The organism is Cryobacterium sp. TMB3-10, from assembly GCF_004402305.1.
In the GTDB taxonomy this organism is placed as follows: Bacteria; Actinomycetota; Actinomycetes; order Actinomycetales; family Microbacteriaceae; genus Cryobacterium; species Cryobacterium zongtaii.
In genome coordinates, this window is sequence record NZ_SOGH01000020.1 from 132,965 (window position 1) to 146,975 (window position 14,011).

The following is a 14,011-nucleotide window of genomic DNA, read 5'->3' on the forward strand; positions in this document are numbered from 1 at the left end:
GCGGCTGGCCCGCGTCTTCGTCATGGTGGCGCTGCTGCTCGTCATCGTCGGTGCCCTGCAGCTCCTCGTCGCCTCGACCGGGCACGCGGCGCAGCTCACCGAGCCGATCGCGCCCACCGACCCGGCCACCCCCACACCGGCCGCCACCCCCGGCGCCGGCCTGACCGTGGAGATCAACGGTCCGAACGGCGCGCCGTCCTCGGCCATCGTGACCCTGATCGGCATCACGCTGCTGTCGGTGGCGCCGGCGCTGCTGCTGATGATGACGTCGTTCACCAAGATCTTCGTGGTGCTCGCCATGACCCGCAACGCCCTCGCGCTGCCGTCGATCCCGCCGAACCAGGTGCTCGCGGGGCTGGCCCTGTTCCTGTCGCTGTTCATCATGTCGCCCATCCTCACCGACATCAACACCGACGCTCTGCAGCCCTACCTGAACGGGTCGATGACCTTCGACGACGCCGTCACGACGGGGTCGGAGCCGCTGCGCACCTTCATGCTCGCGCACACCAGGCAGGAAGACCTCGCACTGATGGTGCGCGCGTCCGACCAGCCCAACCCGGCCAACCCCGCCGCGGTGTCGCTTCTCACCCTGATCCCCGCGTTCATGATCTCCGAGCTCCGCGCGGCATTCATCATCGGCTTCGTGATCTTCATCCCGTTCCTGGTCATCGACCTGGTGGTGTCGGCCGCGCTGATGTCGATGGGCATGATGATGCTGCCTCCGGTGATGATCTCGCTGCCGTTCAAGATCCTGCTCTTCATCCTCGTCGACGGCTGGGGCCTGGTCATCACCACCCTGGTCAACAGTTACCGGGGTGGCTGATGGACTCCAACGCCGTCCTGGACATCGGCCTGCAGGCCATAGTCGTGTCCGCCAAGCTCTCCGCGCCCATCCTGATCACCGCTCTGGTTGTCGGCTTCGCCATCTCCCTCGTGCAGTCGATCACCCAGATCCAGGAGGTGACGCTCTCATTCGTGCCCAAGGCCATCGCGGTCTGCTTCGCCATGCTCATCTGCGGGCACTGGATGATCTCCGAGATCGTCTCGTTCACCACCAACCTGTTCGACAAGATCCCAGGCCTGATCGGCGGAGGCTAGGTGAACATCACCCTGGAGTTCGCCTGGCTGGAGGCGGTGATGCTGGCCGGGGTGCGCATGGTCGTGTTCCTCGTCATCGCGCCGCCGTTCTCGTTCAACGCGTTCCCGCTGCGCATCAAGGGCATGCTCTCGATCGGCCTGGCCCTGGCCGTGGCCCCCAGGGTGGTGCCCGGCTACGTCTCGCCGGACACCGGAGGGTTCATTCTCGCGTTGCTGCTGGAGATCGTCGTCGGCGGGGTGCTCGGCTTCCTGGTGCTCGTGGTGTTCTCCGCGATCCAGTCGGCCGGTAACCTCATCGACCAGTTCGGCGGCTTCCAGCTGGCGCAGGGCTTCGACCCGCAGTCGATGGTCAACGGCGCCCAATTCACCAGGCTCTACCAGATGACCGCGCTGGCGCTCCTGTTCGCTTCCGGCGGCTATCAGCTGATCTTGGGCGGCCTGGCCCGCTCGTTCGCCGCGCTGCCCGTCGGCGGCGGCATCGACCTCGCCGTGCCGATGCAGGCGATCACCGCCGCCGTCGGCCAGATGCTGCTCGCTTCGGTGCAGATCGCCGGCCCGCTCATCGTGGTGCTGTTCCTCGCCGACGCGGGCCTCGGCCTCCTCACCCGGGTGGCCCCGGCGCTCAACGCCTTCGCGCTCGGCTTCCCGCTCAAGATCCTGATCACCCTCACCCTCGGCGCCGCCGGGTTCATGGCCCTGCCCGGCATCGTCGCCTCCCTCACCGACGACGCCGTCGCCGGCATGTGGGGGGTGGGCTAGATGAGCGACTCCGGCGAACGCACCGAACAGGCCACCGAGAAGCGGATGCGGGAGGTGCGCTCCAAGGGCCAGCTGGCCCGCTCGCAGGACCTCACCGCCTGGGTCGGCATCGGCGCGGCCGCGGTGATGATGCCGATGACCATCGAGGCCGGCGCAGCGGCCGGTCGGGCGCAGCTGTTCGACATCCGCGCCGTGGCCGAGAACCCCGACCCCGAGCGGGCCCTGCAGCTGCTCGGCGAGGGGCTGGGCGCAATGGGCGGCATCCTCACGCCCATGCTCGCCGTGGTCTGCGTGGCGGTGCTGGCGGGATCTGTCGCGCAGGGCGGCATCCACGTGAAGAAGATCGCCGGAAAGTACGATCAGTTCAACCCGGTCACCGGGCTCGCCCGCACCTTCGGCACCCAGGCGCTCTGGCAGGGGGTGAAGGCCCTGCTCAAGACCATCGTCGTCGGCGTGGTACTCACCGCGGTGATCCAGGGCCTGACCCCGGTGCTGATGACCGCCGGGGGGCTCCCGGTGAACGTGCTCATCGGCGCGGCGGGGGACGGCACCGCCGCGCTGGTGCAATCGGCGGTGATCGCCGGACTGGTGCTGGCCGCCGCCGACGTGATGGTCGTGATGCGGCGGAACCGCAAGCGCACCCGGATGACCAAGAAGGAGGTCACCGACGAGCACAAGAGCTCGGAGGGTGACCCGATGATCCGCTCGCAGCGTCGTGCCCGCCAGCTGGCGATGAGCCGCAACCGCATGATCGCCGCCGTAGCCACCGCCGACGTCGTGCTGATCAACCCCACCCACTTCGCCGTCGCGCTCCGGTACGAGCCCGGCAAGTCCGCACCCCGGGTCGTCGCCAAGGGCGCCGGGGTGATCGCCGCCCGCATCCGCGAGCAGGCCGAGACCGACACGGTGCCCATTGTCAGGGACATCCCGCTCACCCGGGCGCTGCACGGTGCCTGCGAACTCGGCCAGGAGATCCCGGTCGAGCTGTACAACGCCGTGGCCCGGGTGCTCGCATTCGTCCTGGCCCTCAAGACACGCGGCTCCCGGGCCGGCGTGCACACCATGACCCAACCCTTTCGTTCCTCGGAGGCCACCTAAGTGAACAGCACGCTCGCAAAACTCGCCGTTCCCATCGGGGTGGTCGGCATCATCCTGCTGCTGGTGGTGCCCATCCCCGCCGGGCTGCTCGACGTTCTCATCATCGTGAACATCCTGCTCGCCCTGGTGACCCTGCTCACCACAATGTTCGTCAAGAAGCCGCTGGACTTCTCGGTGTTCCCGTCGCTGTTGCTGGTGGCCACCCTGTTCAGGCTCGGCCTCAACGTGGCGTCCACCCGGCTGGTGCTGGGCGAGGGCTACGCCGGCCAGGTGATCGCCTCGTTCGGCCATGTCGCTGTCGGCGGGTCGATCATCATCGGCGCGGTGATCTTCCTGATCCTGGTGGTCATCCAGTTCGTCGTGGTCACCAAGGGCGCCGAACGTGTCGCGGAGGTGGGCGCCAGGTTCACCCTCGACGCCATGCCCGGCAAGCAGATGGCCATCGACGCCGACCTCAACGCCGGCCTGATCACCGACGTGCAGGCCAAGGACCGGCGCGCCGAGGTCTCCGCCGAGGCCGACTTCTACGGCGCCATGGACGGCGCCTCCAAGTTCGTCAAGGGTGACGCCATCGCCGGCCTCATCATCATCATCATCAACCTGATCGGCGGCATCGCGATCGGCATGCTGCAGCGGGGCATGGAGGTCGGCGACGCTCTGAACACCTACGCGCTGCTCACCATCGGCGACGGCCTGGTCACCCAGATCCCCGCCCTGCTGATGGCCGTGTCCACCGGCATGATCGTCACCAGGTCCAACGCCGAGTCCGACATCGGTGCCACGGCGTCGGCCCAGCTCACCCAGTCGCGCACCGCGTTGATGATCGCCGGCGCCGCCGCGATCCTGATGGCGCTCATCCCCGGCATGCCGATCATCCCGTTCATCATCGTCGGCGCCGGCCTGATCATCATCTCCCAGCGGATCAAGGGCAACGAGGCCAAGGCCAAGGCCGGCGCCGCGTCGGCGGCGGCCATGGAGAGCCTCGCGCCCCGGTCGGACACCGCCGAAGACCTCATCGAGCAGATGCGCGTGCACGCGCTGGAGATCCAGCTCGCCCCCGACCTCGTCGACCTGGTCTCCGGGGCCTCCGACGACCTGCTCGCCCGGGTGCGGGCGCTTCGCCGCAAGGTCGCGATCGACCTCGGCGTGGTCGTGCCGCCGGTGCGCACGAGGGACAACATCGACCTGCCGCCGTCCACCTACGCCATCCGCATCGCCGGGGTCGAGGCCGGCCGCGGCGTCGCCCCGGCCGGCAAGGTGCTCGCTCTCGGCGACAACCTCGAGTCCCTGCCGGGCACCGCGACCGTCGAGCCGGTGTTCGGCCTGGTCGGCAAGTGGGTGCCGGGCGAGATGCGGCCCCGCGCCGAAATGGCCGGCGCCACCGTCATCGACAGGGTCTCGGTGCTCGTGACCCACCTGTCCTCGATCATCACCGGCAACGCCGCCCGGCTGCTCACCCGCGAAGACGTGCGGGTGCTCACGGATGGCGTCCGCCAGGTCAGCCCGTCGGCCGTGGACGACCTCATTCCCGGCCTGCTGTCGCTGGCCGAGGTACAGCGGGTGCTGCAGGGGCTGCTCGCCGAGCAGATCCCGATCAACGACCTGCCCCGCATCTACGAGGCCCTGTCGGTACGGGCCAAGGTCTCCGCCGATCCTGAGGGACTCGTCGAGGCGGCCCGGCAGGCGCTCGGCCCCGCGCTCACGGCCCTGTACCTGGACGGCGCGGTGCTCCGGGTGATCATGATCGAACCCGGGCTGGAACAGTCCATGCTCGAGGGCATGCGCCCCAGCGACCAGGGCAGCCAGATTCTGCTCGACCCGGTGCGGATCGACGCGATCCTCGGCTCGCTCCGCACGGCCATGGCCACCGTCGAGGCGAGTGGCCTCACGGCAGTGCTGGTCTGCGCGCCGGCACTGCGACCGGCCATTCGCCGCCTGGTGTCCGCCCAGGCCGGCGGCCTGCCGGTGTTGTCCTACGAGGAGGTCACCTCCGCGCGGGTCGCCATCGAGACCGTGGGGGTGGTCCGTGGAACCGAGACGATTGCGGCTTGAGGGCGCCACCCTGCCCGAGCTGCAGGCCCGGGTGGTCGCCGAGCATGGCGACGGTGCCCGCATCATCGCGGCCGAGCAGGTCACCGTGGGCGGCATCCGCGGCTTCTTCGCCAAACGCCACATCGAGGTGACCGTTGAGGTGCCCGCAGACGACCCCGCAGACATCCTCGCGGCGGTCCCCTCGGGGCGCCGGCGCGCAGCACACAACCGCGACGAGCTCAGCACCCGCCTCGGCATCGCGGCACTGCTCGACGATGCGGATGATGCCGAGTCGTTGTTGCACGGCGACCGGGCACCCGGGCCGACCATCGGTGGCACCGGCAGTGGTGCCGCTTCGAACAGCCCCGCTTCGACCGGCGCCGCTTCGACCGGCGCCGGCCCGGCCCGGCGCCGCGCCCGCCAAGCCGCAGCGTCACCGGATGTCGTGTCGACGGATACGCCGGACTTCGCCCGGCTGATGGACGAGTTGACCTTCGCGACGTCCCCCGCCCGGGCCGCCCAGCCTGTGGCTGTGCCGACGCCGGTGCCCTGGGCTGCCGTGGCGCCGACCGACGCCGCGGCGGCCGCCGCACCCCAGGATTCGGTGAAACTCACCCCGGGGGCGCCGCGGATCCTGGCCGGCCCCGGCGACCTGGTACTGCTCATCGGGCTGCACGACGATGTCCTCGAGGCCGCCCGGCTGATCTCCAACGGACCCACGGCACCGATCTTCGACGGCACCGACCACGCCGTGACCGACCGGCGGTCGGCCCTCGCCGCGCGGGCCAGGGGAGTGGAACGAGGCCGCGGCATCCTCGTGGTCCAGGGCCTGCCCGCCGGTCCCGTGGCCGCGCTGGGGGCCGACCAGGTCTGGGCCGTGGTGCACGCCGGCCGCAAGCCCTCGGACACCGCCCGTTGGGTGCGGGATGCCGGAGCCGACGTCAGCATCGACGGCATCGCGGTGCTCGGCATCGAGACCACCGCCACCCCGGGAACCGTGCGGGAACTGGGCCTGCCGATCGGCTGGCTCGCCCCTGCGCCCGCGGCGTCCGCCGGGCCGTCTGACCCGTTCGCGATAGGCTGAGCGGATGCTGGTTCTCACGCGCAAACAGGGGGAAAAGATCCTCATCGGTGACGACATCGTCATCACCGTGCTCGACGTCCGCGGCGACAGCATCCGCCTGGGCGTAGACGCCCCGCGGGGCATCTCGATCCAGCGCGCCGAGATTCTCAAGGCCGTCACCGAGGCCAACCTCGAGGCCAACCTCGCCGCGGACCGGGACGACCAGGTCGCGGCCGACCAGCTCAAGTCGAGCCTGGGCCTGCTCCCCGCCGCCCCGCCGCCGCCAGCCCAGCCCTAGCCCTAGCCCGAGCACTCCGGCCCGAGCCGAACCGCCGCCAACTGTTGCTCAAACGGACAATTGCGCCCGGCGTACCGGGCGCAATTGTCCGAACGGGCAACAGTTGTTGCTCGCGGGGCCTACTCGGCGTCGCGGCGGTCGAGCCTGGCCACGCCGATTTTCGAATCGGCCATGCCGTAGAACACGAATAGCTGCCCGTCGATCTCCTCGATCGCGGTGGGGAACACCACGTTCGGCACGATGCCGCTGGTCTCGTCGGCGGTCTCGGCCTTCAGCAACGGTTCGCTCGTGCGGCTGAGCACGGTCGTCGGGTCATCAGCGTCCAGGATCATGCCCCCGGCGGCGTAGTTCACCTTCTGCTGCTGGTCGAACGCCTTCGCGAGGATGCCCGTGACACCGTGGTGCAGCAGCAGCCAGCCCTCCGGCACCCGCAGTGGCGCGGGGCCGCCGCCGATCTTAAGCTCCTCGAAGGCGAACTCGGGTCCGGCCAGAAACCGGTGCCCGCGCCAGAAGGTCAGAGCCGAGACATCCGTCACCGCGTCGGCGACGGGCACGTAGCTGATCCAGATGCTCTGCCGCTGGTCGGTGACGCCGACCGGCACCCGGATGCCCTCACCGGGCTTGGTCTCGTCCAGGTCCCACATCGGCCGGTGCAGCACCGCGAAGCTCTCCACGCCGTCCGGCGCGGTGACGGGCTCGGGGAAGAACACGGTGTCCTTGTTGTGGAACAGGTTCAGGTCCATGTCCAGGGCCTCGTCGTAGGCGAACAGGGCCGGGCCGAGCCTCCGCCAGTCGCGCAGGTCCTCCGACACGGCCACCGCGGTGCGCGGGCCCAGTGGGCCGTAGGCGACGTAGGTCATCACGTGCAGGCCAAGCCGTGCCACGAAGGTGACCCTGGGGTCCTCGACGCCGGCGGTGTTCGCCCCGCGCTCCCAGCCCCGGTCGGGGGCGAGGACCACGCCCTCCCGCTCGACGCCGGTGGGCACGCCGTTCTCGATGATGACCCGGGCCAGGCCCACCCTGGAGACGTTGCCGGCGGCCACGAGCCGGGGGAGCAGGTACAGGGTGCCGTCCGGAGTGTGCCCGCTGCCGGGGTTGAGAACACCTTCGGCCTCGAGTTCGTTGCCGTCCTCCGGCGTCATGATGACGCCCATCCGGGTAAGGGTGTACGGGAAGGGTGCTGGTGTGCTCATGACTAACCTTTCACGCCCGAGCCGATGTCGCTCGAGACGAAGTGCTTTTGGAAGATGATGAAGAGGAGGACCATGGGGGCCGCCAGCACGCAGGCGCCGGCGAGGACGGCGCCGATCGGGTTCGCCGCGGTGCCCGCGATGTTGGTGAGGTAGTTCGCCAGCGAGACCGCGAGTGGTTGCAGCGAGGCTTCCTTGGTGATCAGGAACGGCCAGAGGAATTCGTTCCACGGGCCGATGAAGGTCAGCAGCACCACGGTCAGCAGCGCCGGCCGCACGAGCGGGAGCGCGATACTCCACAGGATCTTCAGCTCGCCGGCGCCGTCGATCCGGGCGGCGTCGAAGAGGGCCTTCGGCACCTGCAAGAAATACTGCCGGAACACGAGTACCGCCGTCGAGTTGATCGCGAACGGAAGGATCATGCCCGCGTAGGTGTCGGCCAGGCCGTAGTCCCTGGCGATCATCACGTAGAGCGGGATCATCAGCAGTTGGAAGGGAATCACCTGCACGAGCAGCATCAGCCCGAAGGTGACGCCGCGTCCGCGCCACTCCAGCTGCGCCAGGGCGTAGCCGACCAGCACACCGAACACGACGGTGCACAGGATGACGCCCCCGGCGAAGATCCCGGAGTTGACCAGTCCCTGGAACAGATTGATGCGGCTGTTGATGTCGACGTAGTTCTGGCCGGTGATGTTCGCCGGGTTGGGGAATGCCCCGGCGATGGTCGGGTCGGGTGCTGTCTGCAGGGAGCCGATCACCATGTAATAGAACGGGAACAGGAACAGCAGGGCACCGATGGACAGGACCACGTACCGCAGGATGTTCTGCCCCCGGCTCATGCCGTCGACCTTGCGGACGCGGGGCCGGCCGGTTCCTGCGCGCACGTTTTTCGCCTTCGCGTGGTCTTCTCCGGCGAGGTCCGCTGCCAACGCCGGATTCTGTGCGTTGCTCATGAGTCGTCTCCTCCGGCCAGCTTGCGTTGGGCGAATGCCAGGATGAGCACGCCGATCACGAGGATGACCCCGATTGCGGCGGCAATTCCCGGCTCGCCCTGTTCGATGCCACGCTGGTACATGATCAGTACGGGCGACGACGAGGCCCCGTTCGGGCCACCGCCGCCGGTGAGCAGGTACGGCTCCGTGAAGAGGTTCGCGCCGGTGACCGTGGCCAGGAGCAGGACCAGCACGGTCGCAGGCCGCACGCCCGGCACGGTGATCGAGAAGAACATGCGGATCTTGCCCGCACCGTCCGTGGCCGCTGCCTCGTACAGCTCGTCGGAGACGTTCTGCAGGGCGGCCAGGTAGAGCAGGATGAAGAAACCCATCTGCTTCCAGGTGACGAAGATGGCGATCGTTGGCATCGCCAGGAGCGGGTTGATCAGCCAGGTCGGTTCAGGCGCCAGCGGACCGAGGATCTGGTTGACGAGGCCATTGCTGTTGAACAGGAACAGCCAGACGACGACGACGGCGACGCTGGCCGTCACGTACGGCACGTAGAAGGACACCCGCAAGAACGTACGGGCATGCACGACCTTGTTCAGCGCCGTGGCGAGCACCAGTGACAGCACCACGGTGAGGGGCACGTTGATCAGCAGGAATATGGCGACGTTGCCGAACGAGCGGATGATGGCCGGGTCGGTCAACACCTCCTGGAAATTCGCCAGCCCGACGAACGGTCGGTCCACTACGGCGCCGGGAGCGGCGAAGAAATAGTCGTGGAACGACATGTAGAAGGCGAAGACCAGCGGGTAGGCGAAGACCAGGAGCACGAAGAGCAGGTAGGGGGCGCTGAGCAGGAGCCCGAGGGGATTCCTTCCCAGCGGCTGGCGCCGACGGCCCCGGCGGGGTTCGGGGTGACGCTCCCGGAGGAGACGGTCGAGGACATCAGACTTACGGCTCCGCGATCANGCCCCCGCCGCCAGGCCGTGCGGGCCTGGCGGCGGGGTTCGGGGTGACGCTCCCGGAGGAGACGGTCGAGGACATCAGACTTACGGCTCCGCGATCAGTTCATTGACCTTGTCTGCCGCAGCGTCGAACGCCTCGGTGACGTCGCCCTCACCGCTGATGACCGTCTTCGTCCAGGCATCCCGGAAGGCCTGCCAGGCGGCGACGGAGTTCGGCACCTGCGGCACCTCGACCGTGCGTGACGCCTGGTCACCGAACTGCTCGTAGGCCGGGTTCGCCGCGAAGTAGTCCGGGTAGACCTCGGGGAGGTCCTGGCGCAACGGCATCTGGCCGGTCAGCTCGAGCAGCTGGCCGTCCTGCTCCTCGCTGGTGGCGAATTTCAGCACATCCCAGGCCGTGGCCTGGTTCTCGCAGGCCGTGAACATGCCGACGTTCTTCGCGTCACTGAAGGTGTACGCGTCCTCAGGGGCGACGCCGGAGCTGGTGGGGAAGGGAACGGCGCCCCAGTTCACGACATCCTTGTAGACGGACACCGCCCACGGTCCCGCGCTGGCCATGGCGGCCACGCCGTCCGCGAACGAGTCACCTGTGTACTTTTCCTTGCCGGCGAGGTTCTCGGCGTATACGGTCTTCCAGAATTCGCCGACCGCGACACCCTCGTCCGAGTTGAAGGTGGCTTCGCCGTCTTCGACGAACAAGGTGCCACCGGTCTCGTTCCCGTAGGCCGGGTAGAAGTCGAACCAGCTCTGGAAGAACTCGCTCGTTGCCGACGGGTTGATGGCGTACTGCGACACGCCGGCGGAGACCAGGGTGCGCGCGGTGGCCAGGAACTCGTCGTAGGTGGCCAGCTCGGGGTTCTCCGGGTCCAGCCCGGCCGCGGCGAAGAGGTCCTTGTTGTAGAACAACATCACCGGGTTGGATTTCCACGGCATCTGGTAGAACTTGCCGTCCTCGCTCGCGTACTGCTCGGCCAGGTCGCCGGTGCGTTCCTCGATGTAGGAGTCGCCGTCCTCGAAGCTGCTGAGGTCGACCAGACCGCCCTGCTTGACGAACTGCGGCACCGCGACCGGGGCGGTGTTGAAGATCAGGCAGGGGGCATTGCCGGCGGTGATGGCGGCGCCGATGACCTCCTCGCTGCTCTTGCCGGCCGGGATCTCCTGGGCCTTGACCTGCTCGTCGGGATTGTCGGCGTTCCAGGCGTCGACCATCGCCTTGCCCCATTTGACTTCGTTCTCGTTGTTCGAATACCAGATGGTGATGTCGCCGCGTTCCGTGGCCGAACCGGAGTCGCCGCCGCTGGAACAGGCGCCCAGGGTGACGATCATGGCCGCTGAGGTGGCGGCGGCGGCCAAGAGTCGCCGGGTTGCTCGCGCACTACGGTGCGGTCTTGTGGTGCTGCTGTGCATTTCCTTCTCCATTCATGAATCCGCAGCGGCTCTGCTGCGGCATGGTGTGTAGTTGACAAGGCTCTGTGCAGGTGGGACGACTAGCTGGGTGCAGGGACGGACGCCGAGTTTCGGATGATCAGCCGGGCGGCGGGGAGGTCGACGTCGTCGGCGCTTCCGGTGCGGATGAGCCCGAGGAGCGTGGCGGCGGCCGCGCGGCCCCAGACCAGGGGAGTGGCGCCGACGGTGGTGAGTGCCGGGTACACGTACCGTGCGAATTCGATGTCGTCGAACCCGGTGATCGACACATCCTCCGGCACCCTGATGCCGAGTTCCTGGGCCACCCCGATGCCGGCGATGGCCATCGGGTCGTTGGCGAAGACGATGGCGGTGGGCGGTTCGGACTGACTGAGCAGCCGCCGTGCGGCGTCGGCGCCGGCGGCGATCGAGAAGTCGGTCTCCATGATCTGGCCGTCCCCGAGACCGGCCGCGCGCATGGCGCTGGTGAAGGCCTCCTGCCGCCGGCTGCCGTGCAGCATGGCGGGGCTGCCGGCGACATGGGCGATGCGCCGGTGGCCGAGACCGGCCAGGTGGCGCACCGATTCCGCGATGCCGTGGGTGTCGTCGATCGACACGGCGGGGAACGGGCTGGGCTGGTCGGGCCGGCCGAGGGTGACCGTGGGCAGCCCGAGGTCGGCCAGGCACTGGATGCGCGCATCGTCGATGCGCAGGTCGCTGAGGAACACCCCGTCGACACGGCCGTCCGAGACCAGGGTGCGGTAGGTCTGCAGCTCGGTCTCCTCGTCGGGCACCACGCTGAGCACCAGCGCGAGTCCCTCCGGGGCGAGAACCGTTTCGACACCGGCGATGAAGGAGGTGAAGAACGGGTCAGACCCGAGCACCTCCGGGTCACGGGCGATGACCAGGCCGAGCGCGAAAGACCGCTTCGACGAGAGCGACCTGGCGCGCAGCGACGGTGTCCAGCCGAGGGCTTCGGCCACCTGGAGGATCCTGGCCCGCGTGTCGGCCGCGACGCCGGGCCGGTCATTGAGCGCGAACGAGACGAGGCCCTTGCTGACCCCGGCCTCCCTGGCCACATCGGCAATGGTCACCTTTGCGGAGCTCTTGACCGAATCCTGGGTGGACTGCACGGGGCCTCCTCGTTGATGGCGACCGGGCGGCATCCTCGGATGCCTGAACCGGTTTAGGGCAAACCTATACCGGTTTAGTCGGCGAAGTCAAGCACTTCTCACATTGAGGCGGCGGCCGCCCGAGCCTAGGGTGAACTGCACCATGGACTGGTTCGGAACCGGGGACTACGACATCGCACGCGAGGTGTTGCAACGGGGGATCGCCGCCATCTTCCTGGTCGCGTTCGCCTCGGCCTTGGCCCAGTTCCCGGCCCTCCTGGGTGACAACGGACTGCTGCCGGTGCGCGATTTTGTCGCGCGGGTGCCGTTCGGCCGTAGCCCGAGCCTGTTCCACTGGCGCTACTCCGACCGGCTCTGTCGCCTGGTCGCCTGGTCGGGGATCGTCCTGGCCGCTGCCGTTGTGCTGGGTCTGCCGCAGCTCGGCCCGGCCTGGCTGGTGATGATCGTGTTCCTGCTGCTCTTCGCCGGATACCTGTCGATCGTGAACGTGGGGCAGACCTTCTACGGGTTCGGCTGGGAGAGTCTCCTGGTCGAGGCCGGTTTCGTCGTGGCGTTCCTGGGCTCTGCCGACGTCGCCACGCCGCTGCCCGTCCTGTACTTCCTGCGCTGGCTGGTGTTCAGGCTGGAGTTCGGTGCCGGCATGATCAAACTGCGTGGCGGGCGGGAATGGCGTGACCTCACGGCGCTGTTCTATCACCACGAGACTCAGCCGATGCCCAACCCGGTGAGCTGGTTCGTGCACCACCTGCCCCAGTGGTTCCATCGCGGCGAGGTGCTCGCCAACCACACCGTGCAGCTCATCGCCCCGTTCCTGCTGTTCGCTCCGCAGCCTGTGGCCTCGGTTGCGGCGGGCGTCATCGTGCTCAGCCAGCTGTGGTTGGTGCTCACCGGCAATTTCGCCTGGCTGAACTGGATCACCATCGTGCTGGCCGCCGCGGCGGTCGATGATGCTGCCTTCCGGTGGGTCGGCGGGCTGTTCGTTCCGGCCCTGCACGCGCCGGAGTCGGCGGCCGCGGCGGGGGAGCAGCCGGCTTGGTTCGTGGTTGTGGTGCTCGCCGTGACTCTCGGCCTGCTGGTGCTCAGCTACTGGCCGGCCCGCAACCTGCTGCGCCGCCGGCAGCTCATGAACGCGAGCTTCAACCCGTTCCACCTGGTGAACGCCTACGGTGCGTTCGGCACCGTCACGAAGGAGCGGTTCGAGGTGGTCGTCGAGGGCAGCGACTCCGCCGACCCGCGGGACCCCACGGCCTGGCGGGCCTATGAGTTCCGCGGCAAGCCCGGTGACGTGGCCCGGGTGCCAGGGCAGTTCGCGCCGTACCACCTGCGGCTGGACTGGCTGATGTGGTTCCTGGCCCTCGGGTCACGCGAGTCCCGGTGGTTCGAGGTATTCCTGGCCCGGCTGTTGCAGGGCGACCGCGCCACCCTGCGGATGCTCGCGCACAATCCGTTCGCCGCGGCGCCGCCGCGCTATGTGCGTGCCCGGGTGTTCCTATACAGGTTCAGCACGCCGGCCGAACGCCGGGCCGAGCACGTCTGGTGGGTGCGTAGTGAGGTGGGCACCCTGGTGCCGCCCGTGCGGCTGCCGGCCGACACCGAGGACGGCAGCGCGTCGTGACACGGCCTGGCTGGGCGGCCCGGCCGCTCAGTGCCCGCGCAGCTCCTCGATCTCGCGGCGCTCACGCTTAGTGGGCCGGCCGGCGCCGCGGTCGCGCATCGGCACCAGGGCCAGCTCCTCGCGTGGTGGCGGTGGCGGTGTGTTGTCCACGAAGCACTCGGCGGCCACGCTCGGACCCACCCGCTTGACGATGATCCGCGACACCACGAGAACCCTGTCGAAGCCGTTGGCCCGGATCCGCACCTCGTCGCCGGGCTTGATGGATTGGGCGGACTTGGCCCGTTCCCCGTTCACCCGAACGTGCCCGGCCCGGCAGGCTGCAGTGGCCTGCGAGCGGGTCTTGTACATCCGCACCGCCCAGGCCCAGCTGTCCACCCGTGCACTGCTCAACTCCATGCCTAGACTCTACGCGGGCCAGG

General features: G+C 68.7%; 14 protein-coding genes. 8 read left to right on the top strand and 6 right to left on the bottom strand.

All coding sequences use genetic code 11. The annotated features are described in order from the left end of the window. Window positions 1-22 precede the first annotated feature (22 nt). The 7 genes from fliP to csrA are packed head-to-tail and all read left to right on the top strand — an operon-like array spanning window position 23 to window position 6,347. Window positions 23-823, top strand: coding sequence for a flagellar type III secretion system pore protein FliP (fliP, locus tag E3T22_RS08730; RefSeq protein ID WP_134480867.1), 801 nt, complete (start codon window positions 23-25; stop codon window positions 821-823). Continuing rightward, window positions 823-1,098, top strand: coding sequence for a flagellar biosynthesis protein FliQ (gene fliQ, locus E3T22_RS08735; protein ID WP_088456015.1), 276 nt, complete (start codon window positions 823-825; stop codon window positions 1,096-1,098). Before fliP ends, fliQ begins: the two co-directional genes overlap by 1 nt. Next, window positions 1,099-1,857, top strand: coding sequence for a flagellar biosynthetic protein FliR (locus E3T22_RS08740; protein ID WP_134480822.1), 759 nt, complete (start codon window positions 1,099-1,101; stop codon window positions 1,855-1,857). After that, the gene (locus tag E3T22_RS08745; RefSeq protein ID WP_134480821.1) at window positions 1,858-2,955 is read left to right on the top strand and encodes a flagellar biosynthesis protein FlhB; all 1,098 of its coding nucleotides are present in this window, start codon (window positions 1,858-1,860) and stop codon (window positions 2,953-2,955) included. Then, window positions 2,956-5,007, top strand: coding sequence for a flagellar biosynthesis protein FlhA (locus E3T22_RS08750; protein WP_134480820.1), 2,052 nt, complete (start codon window positions 2,956-2,958; stop codon window positions 5,005-5,007). It abuts the gene before it with no gap. Then, window positions 4,982-6,070: a hypothetical protein gene (locus tag E3T22_RS08755; protein WP_134480819.1), complete on the top strand. Its 1,089-nt coding sequence runs from the start codon at window positions 4,982-4,984 to the stop codon at window positions 6,068-6,070. Before E3T22_RS08750 ends, E3T22_RS08755 begins: the two co-directional genes overlap by 26 nt. A 4-nt stretch (window positions 6,071-6,074) precedes the next feature. Beyond that, window positions 6,075-6,347, top strand: a complete 273-nt coding sequence (gene csrA / locus E3T22_RS08760; protein ID WP_088456020.1) for a carbon storage regulator CsrA — start codon at window positions 6,075-6,077, stop codon at window positions 6,345-6,347. A 119-nt stretch (window positions 6,348-6,466) separates the two neighbouring features. Here the strand turns inward: csrA and E3T22_RS08765 are convergent, their stop codons facing one another. The 5 genes from E3T22_RS08765 to E3T22_RS08785 form a co-directional block, all read right to left on the bottom strand. Next, the gene (locus tag E3T22_RS08765) at window positions 6,467-7,540 is read right to left on the bottom strand and encodes a glycosidase (protein ID WP_134480818.1); all 1,074 of its coding nucleotides are present in this window, start codon (window positions 7,538-7,540) and stop codon (window positions 6,467-6,469) included. Between the two features lie 2 nt (window positions 7,541-7,542). Continuing rightward, entirely contained in the window at window positions 7,543-8,376 is an 834-nt protein-coding gene (locus E3T22_RS08770; RefSeq protein ID WP_198415035.1) for a carbohydrate ABC transporter permease, read from the bottom strand. 110 nt (window positions 8,377-8,486) lie between these two features. Next, the gene (locus E3T22_RS08775; protein WP_134493533.1) at window positions 8,487-9,356 is read right to left on the bottom strand and encodes a carbohydrate ABC transporter permease; all 870 of its coding nucleotides are present in this window, start codon (window positions 9,354-9,356) and stop codon (window positions 8,487-8,489) included. A gap of 168 nt (window positions 9,357-9,524) precedes the next feature. After that, the gene (locus tag E3T22_RS08780; RefSeq protein ID WP_134409057.1) at window positions 9,525-10,847 is read right to left on the bottom strand and encodes an extracellular solute-binding protein; all 1,323 of its coding nucleotides are present in this window, start codon (window positions 10,845-10,847) and stop codon (window positions 9,525-9,527) included. An 80-nt stretch (window positions 10,848-10,927) separates the two neighbouring features. Continuing rightward, window positions 10,928-11,977, bottom strand: coding sequence for a LacI family DNA-binding transcriptional regulator (locus tag E3T22_RS08785; RefSeq protein WP_241983647.1), 1,050 nt, complete (start codon window positions 11,975-11,977; stop codon window positions 10,928-10,930). A gap of 142 nt (window positions 11,978-12,119) precedes the next feature. Between E3T22_RS08785 and E3T22_RS08790 the strand changes: the two genes are divergently transcribed. Further along, window positions 12,120-13,592 (top strand): lipase maturation factor family protein, encoded by a 1,473-nt coding sequence (locus E3T22_RS08790; RefSeq protein WP_134480816.1) that lies wholly within the window; start codon window positions 12,120-12,122, stop codon window positions 13,590-13,592. A 27-nt stretch (window positions 13,593-13,619) separates the two neighbouring features. On the opposite strand, the gene E3T22_RS08795 is transcribed toward E3T22_RS08790, so the two are convergent. Then, entirely contained in the window at window positions 13,620-13,988 is a 369-nt protein-coding gene (locus tag E3T22_RS08795; protein ID WP_088456025.1) for an RNA-binding S4 domain-containing protein, read from the bottom strand. Between the last annotated feature and the right edge of the window lie 23 nt (window positions 13,989-14,011).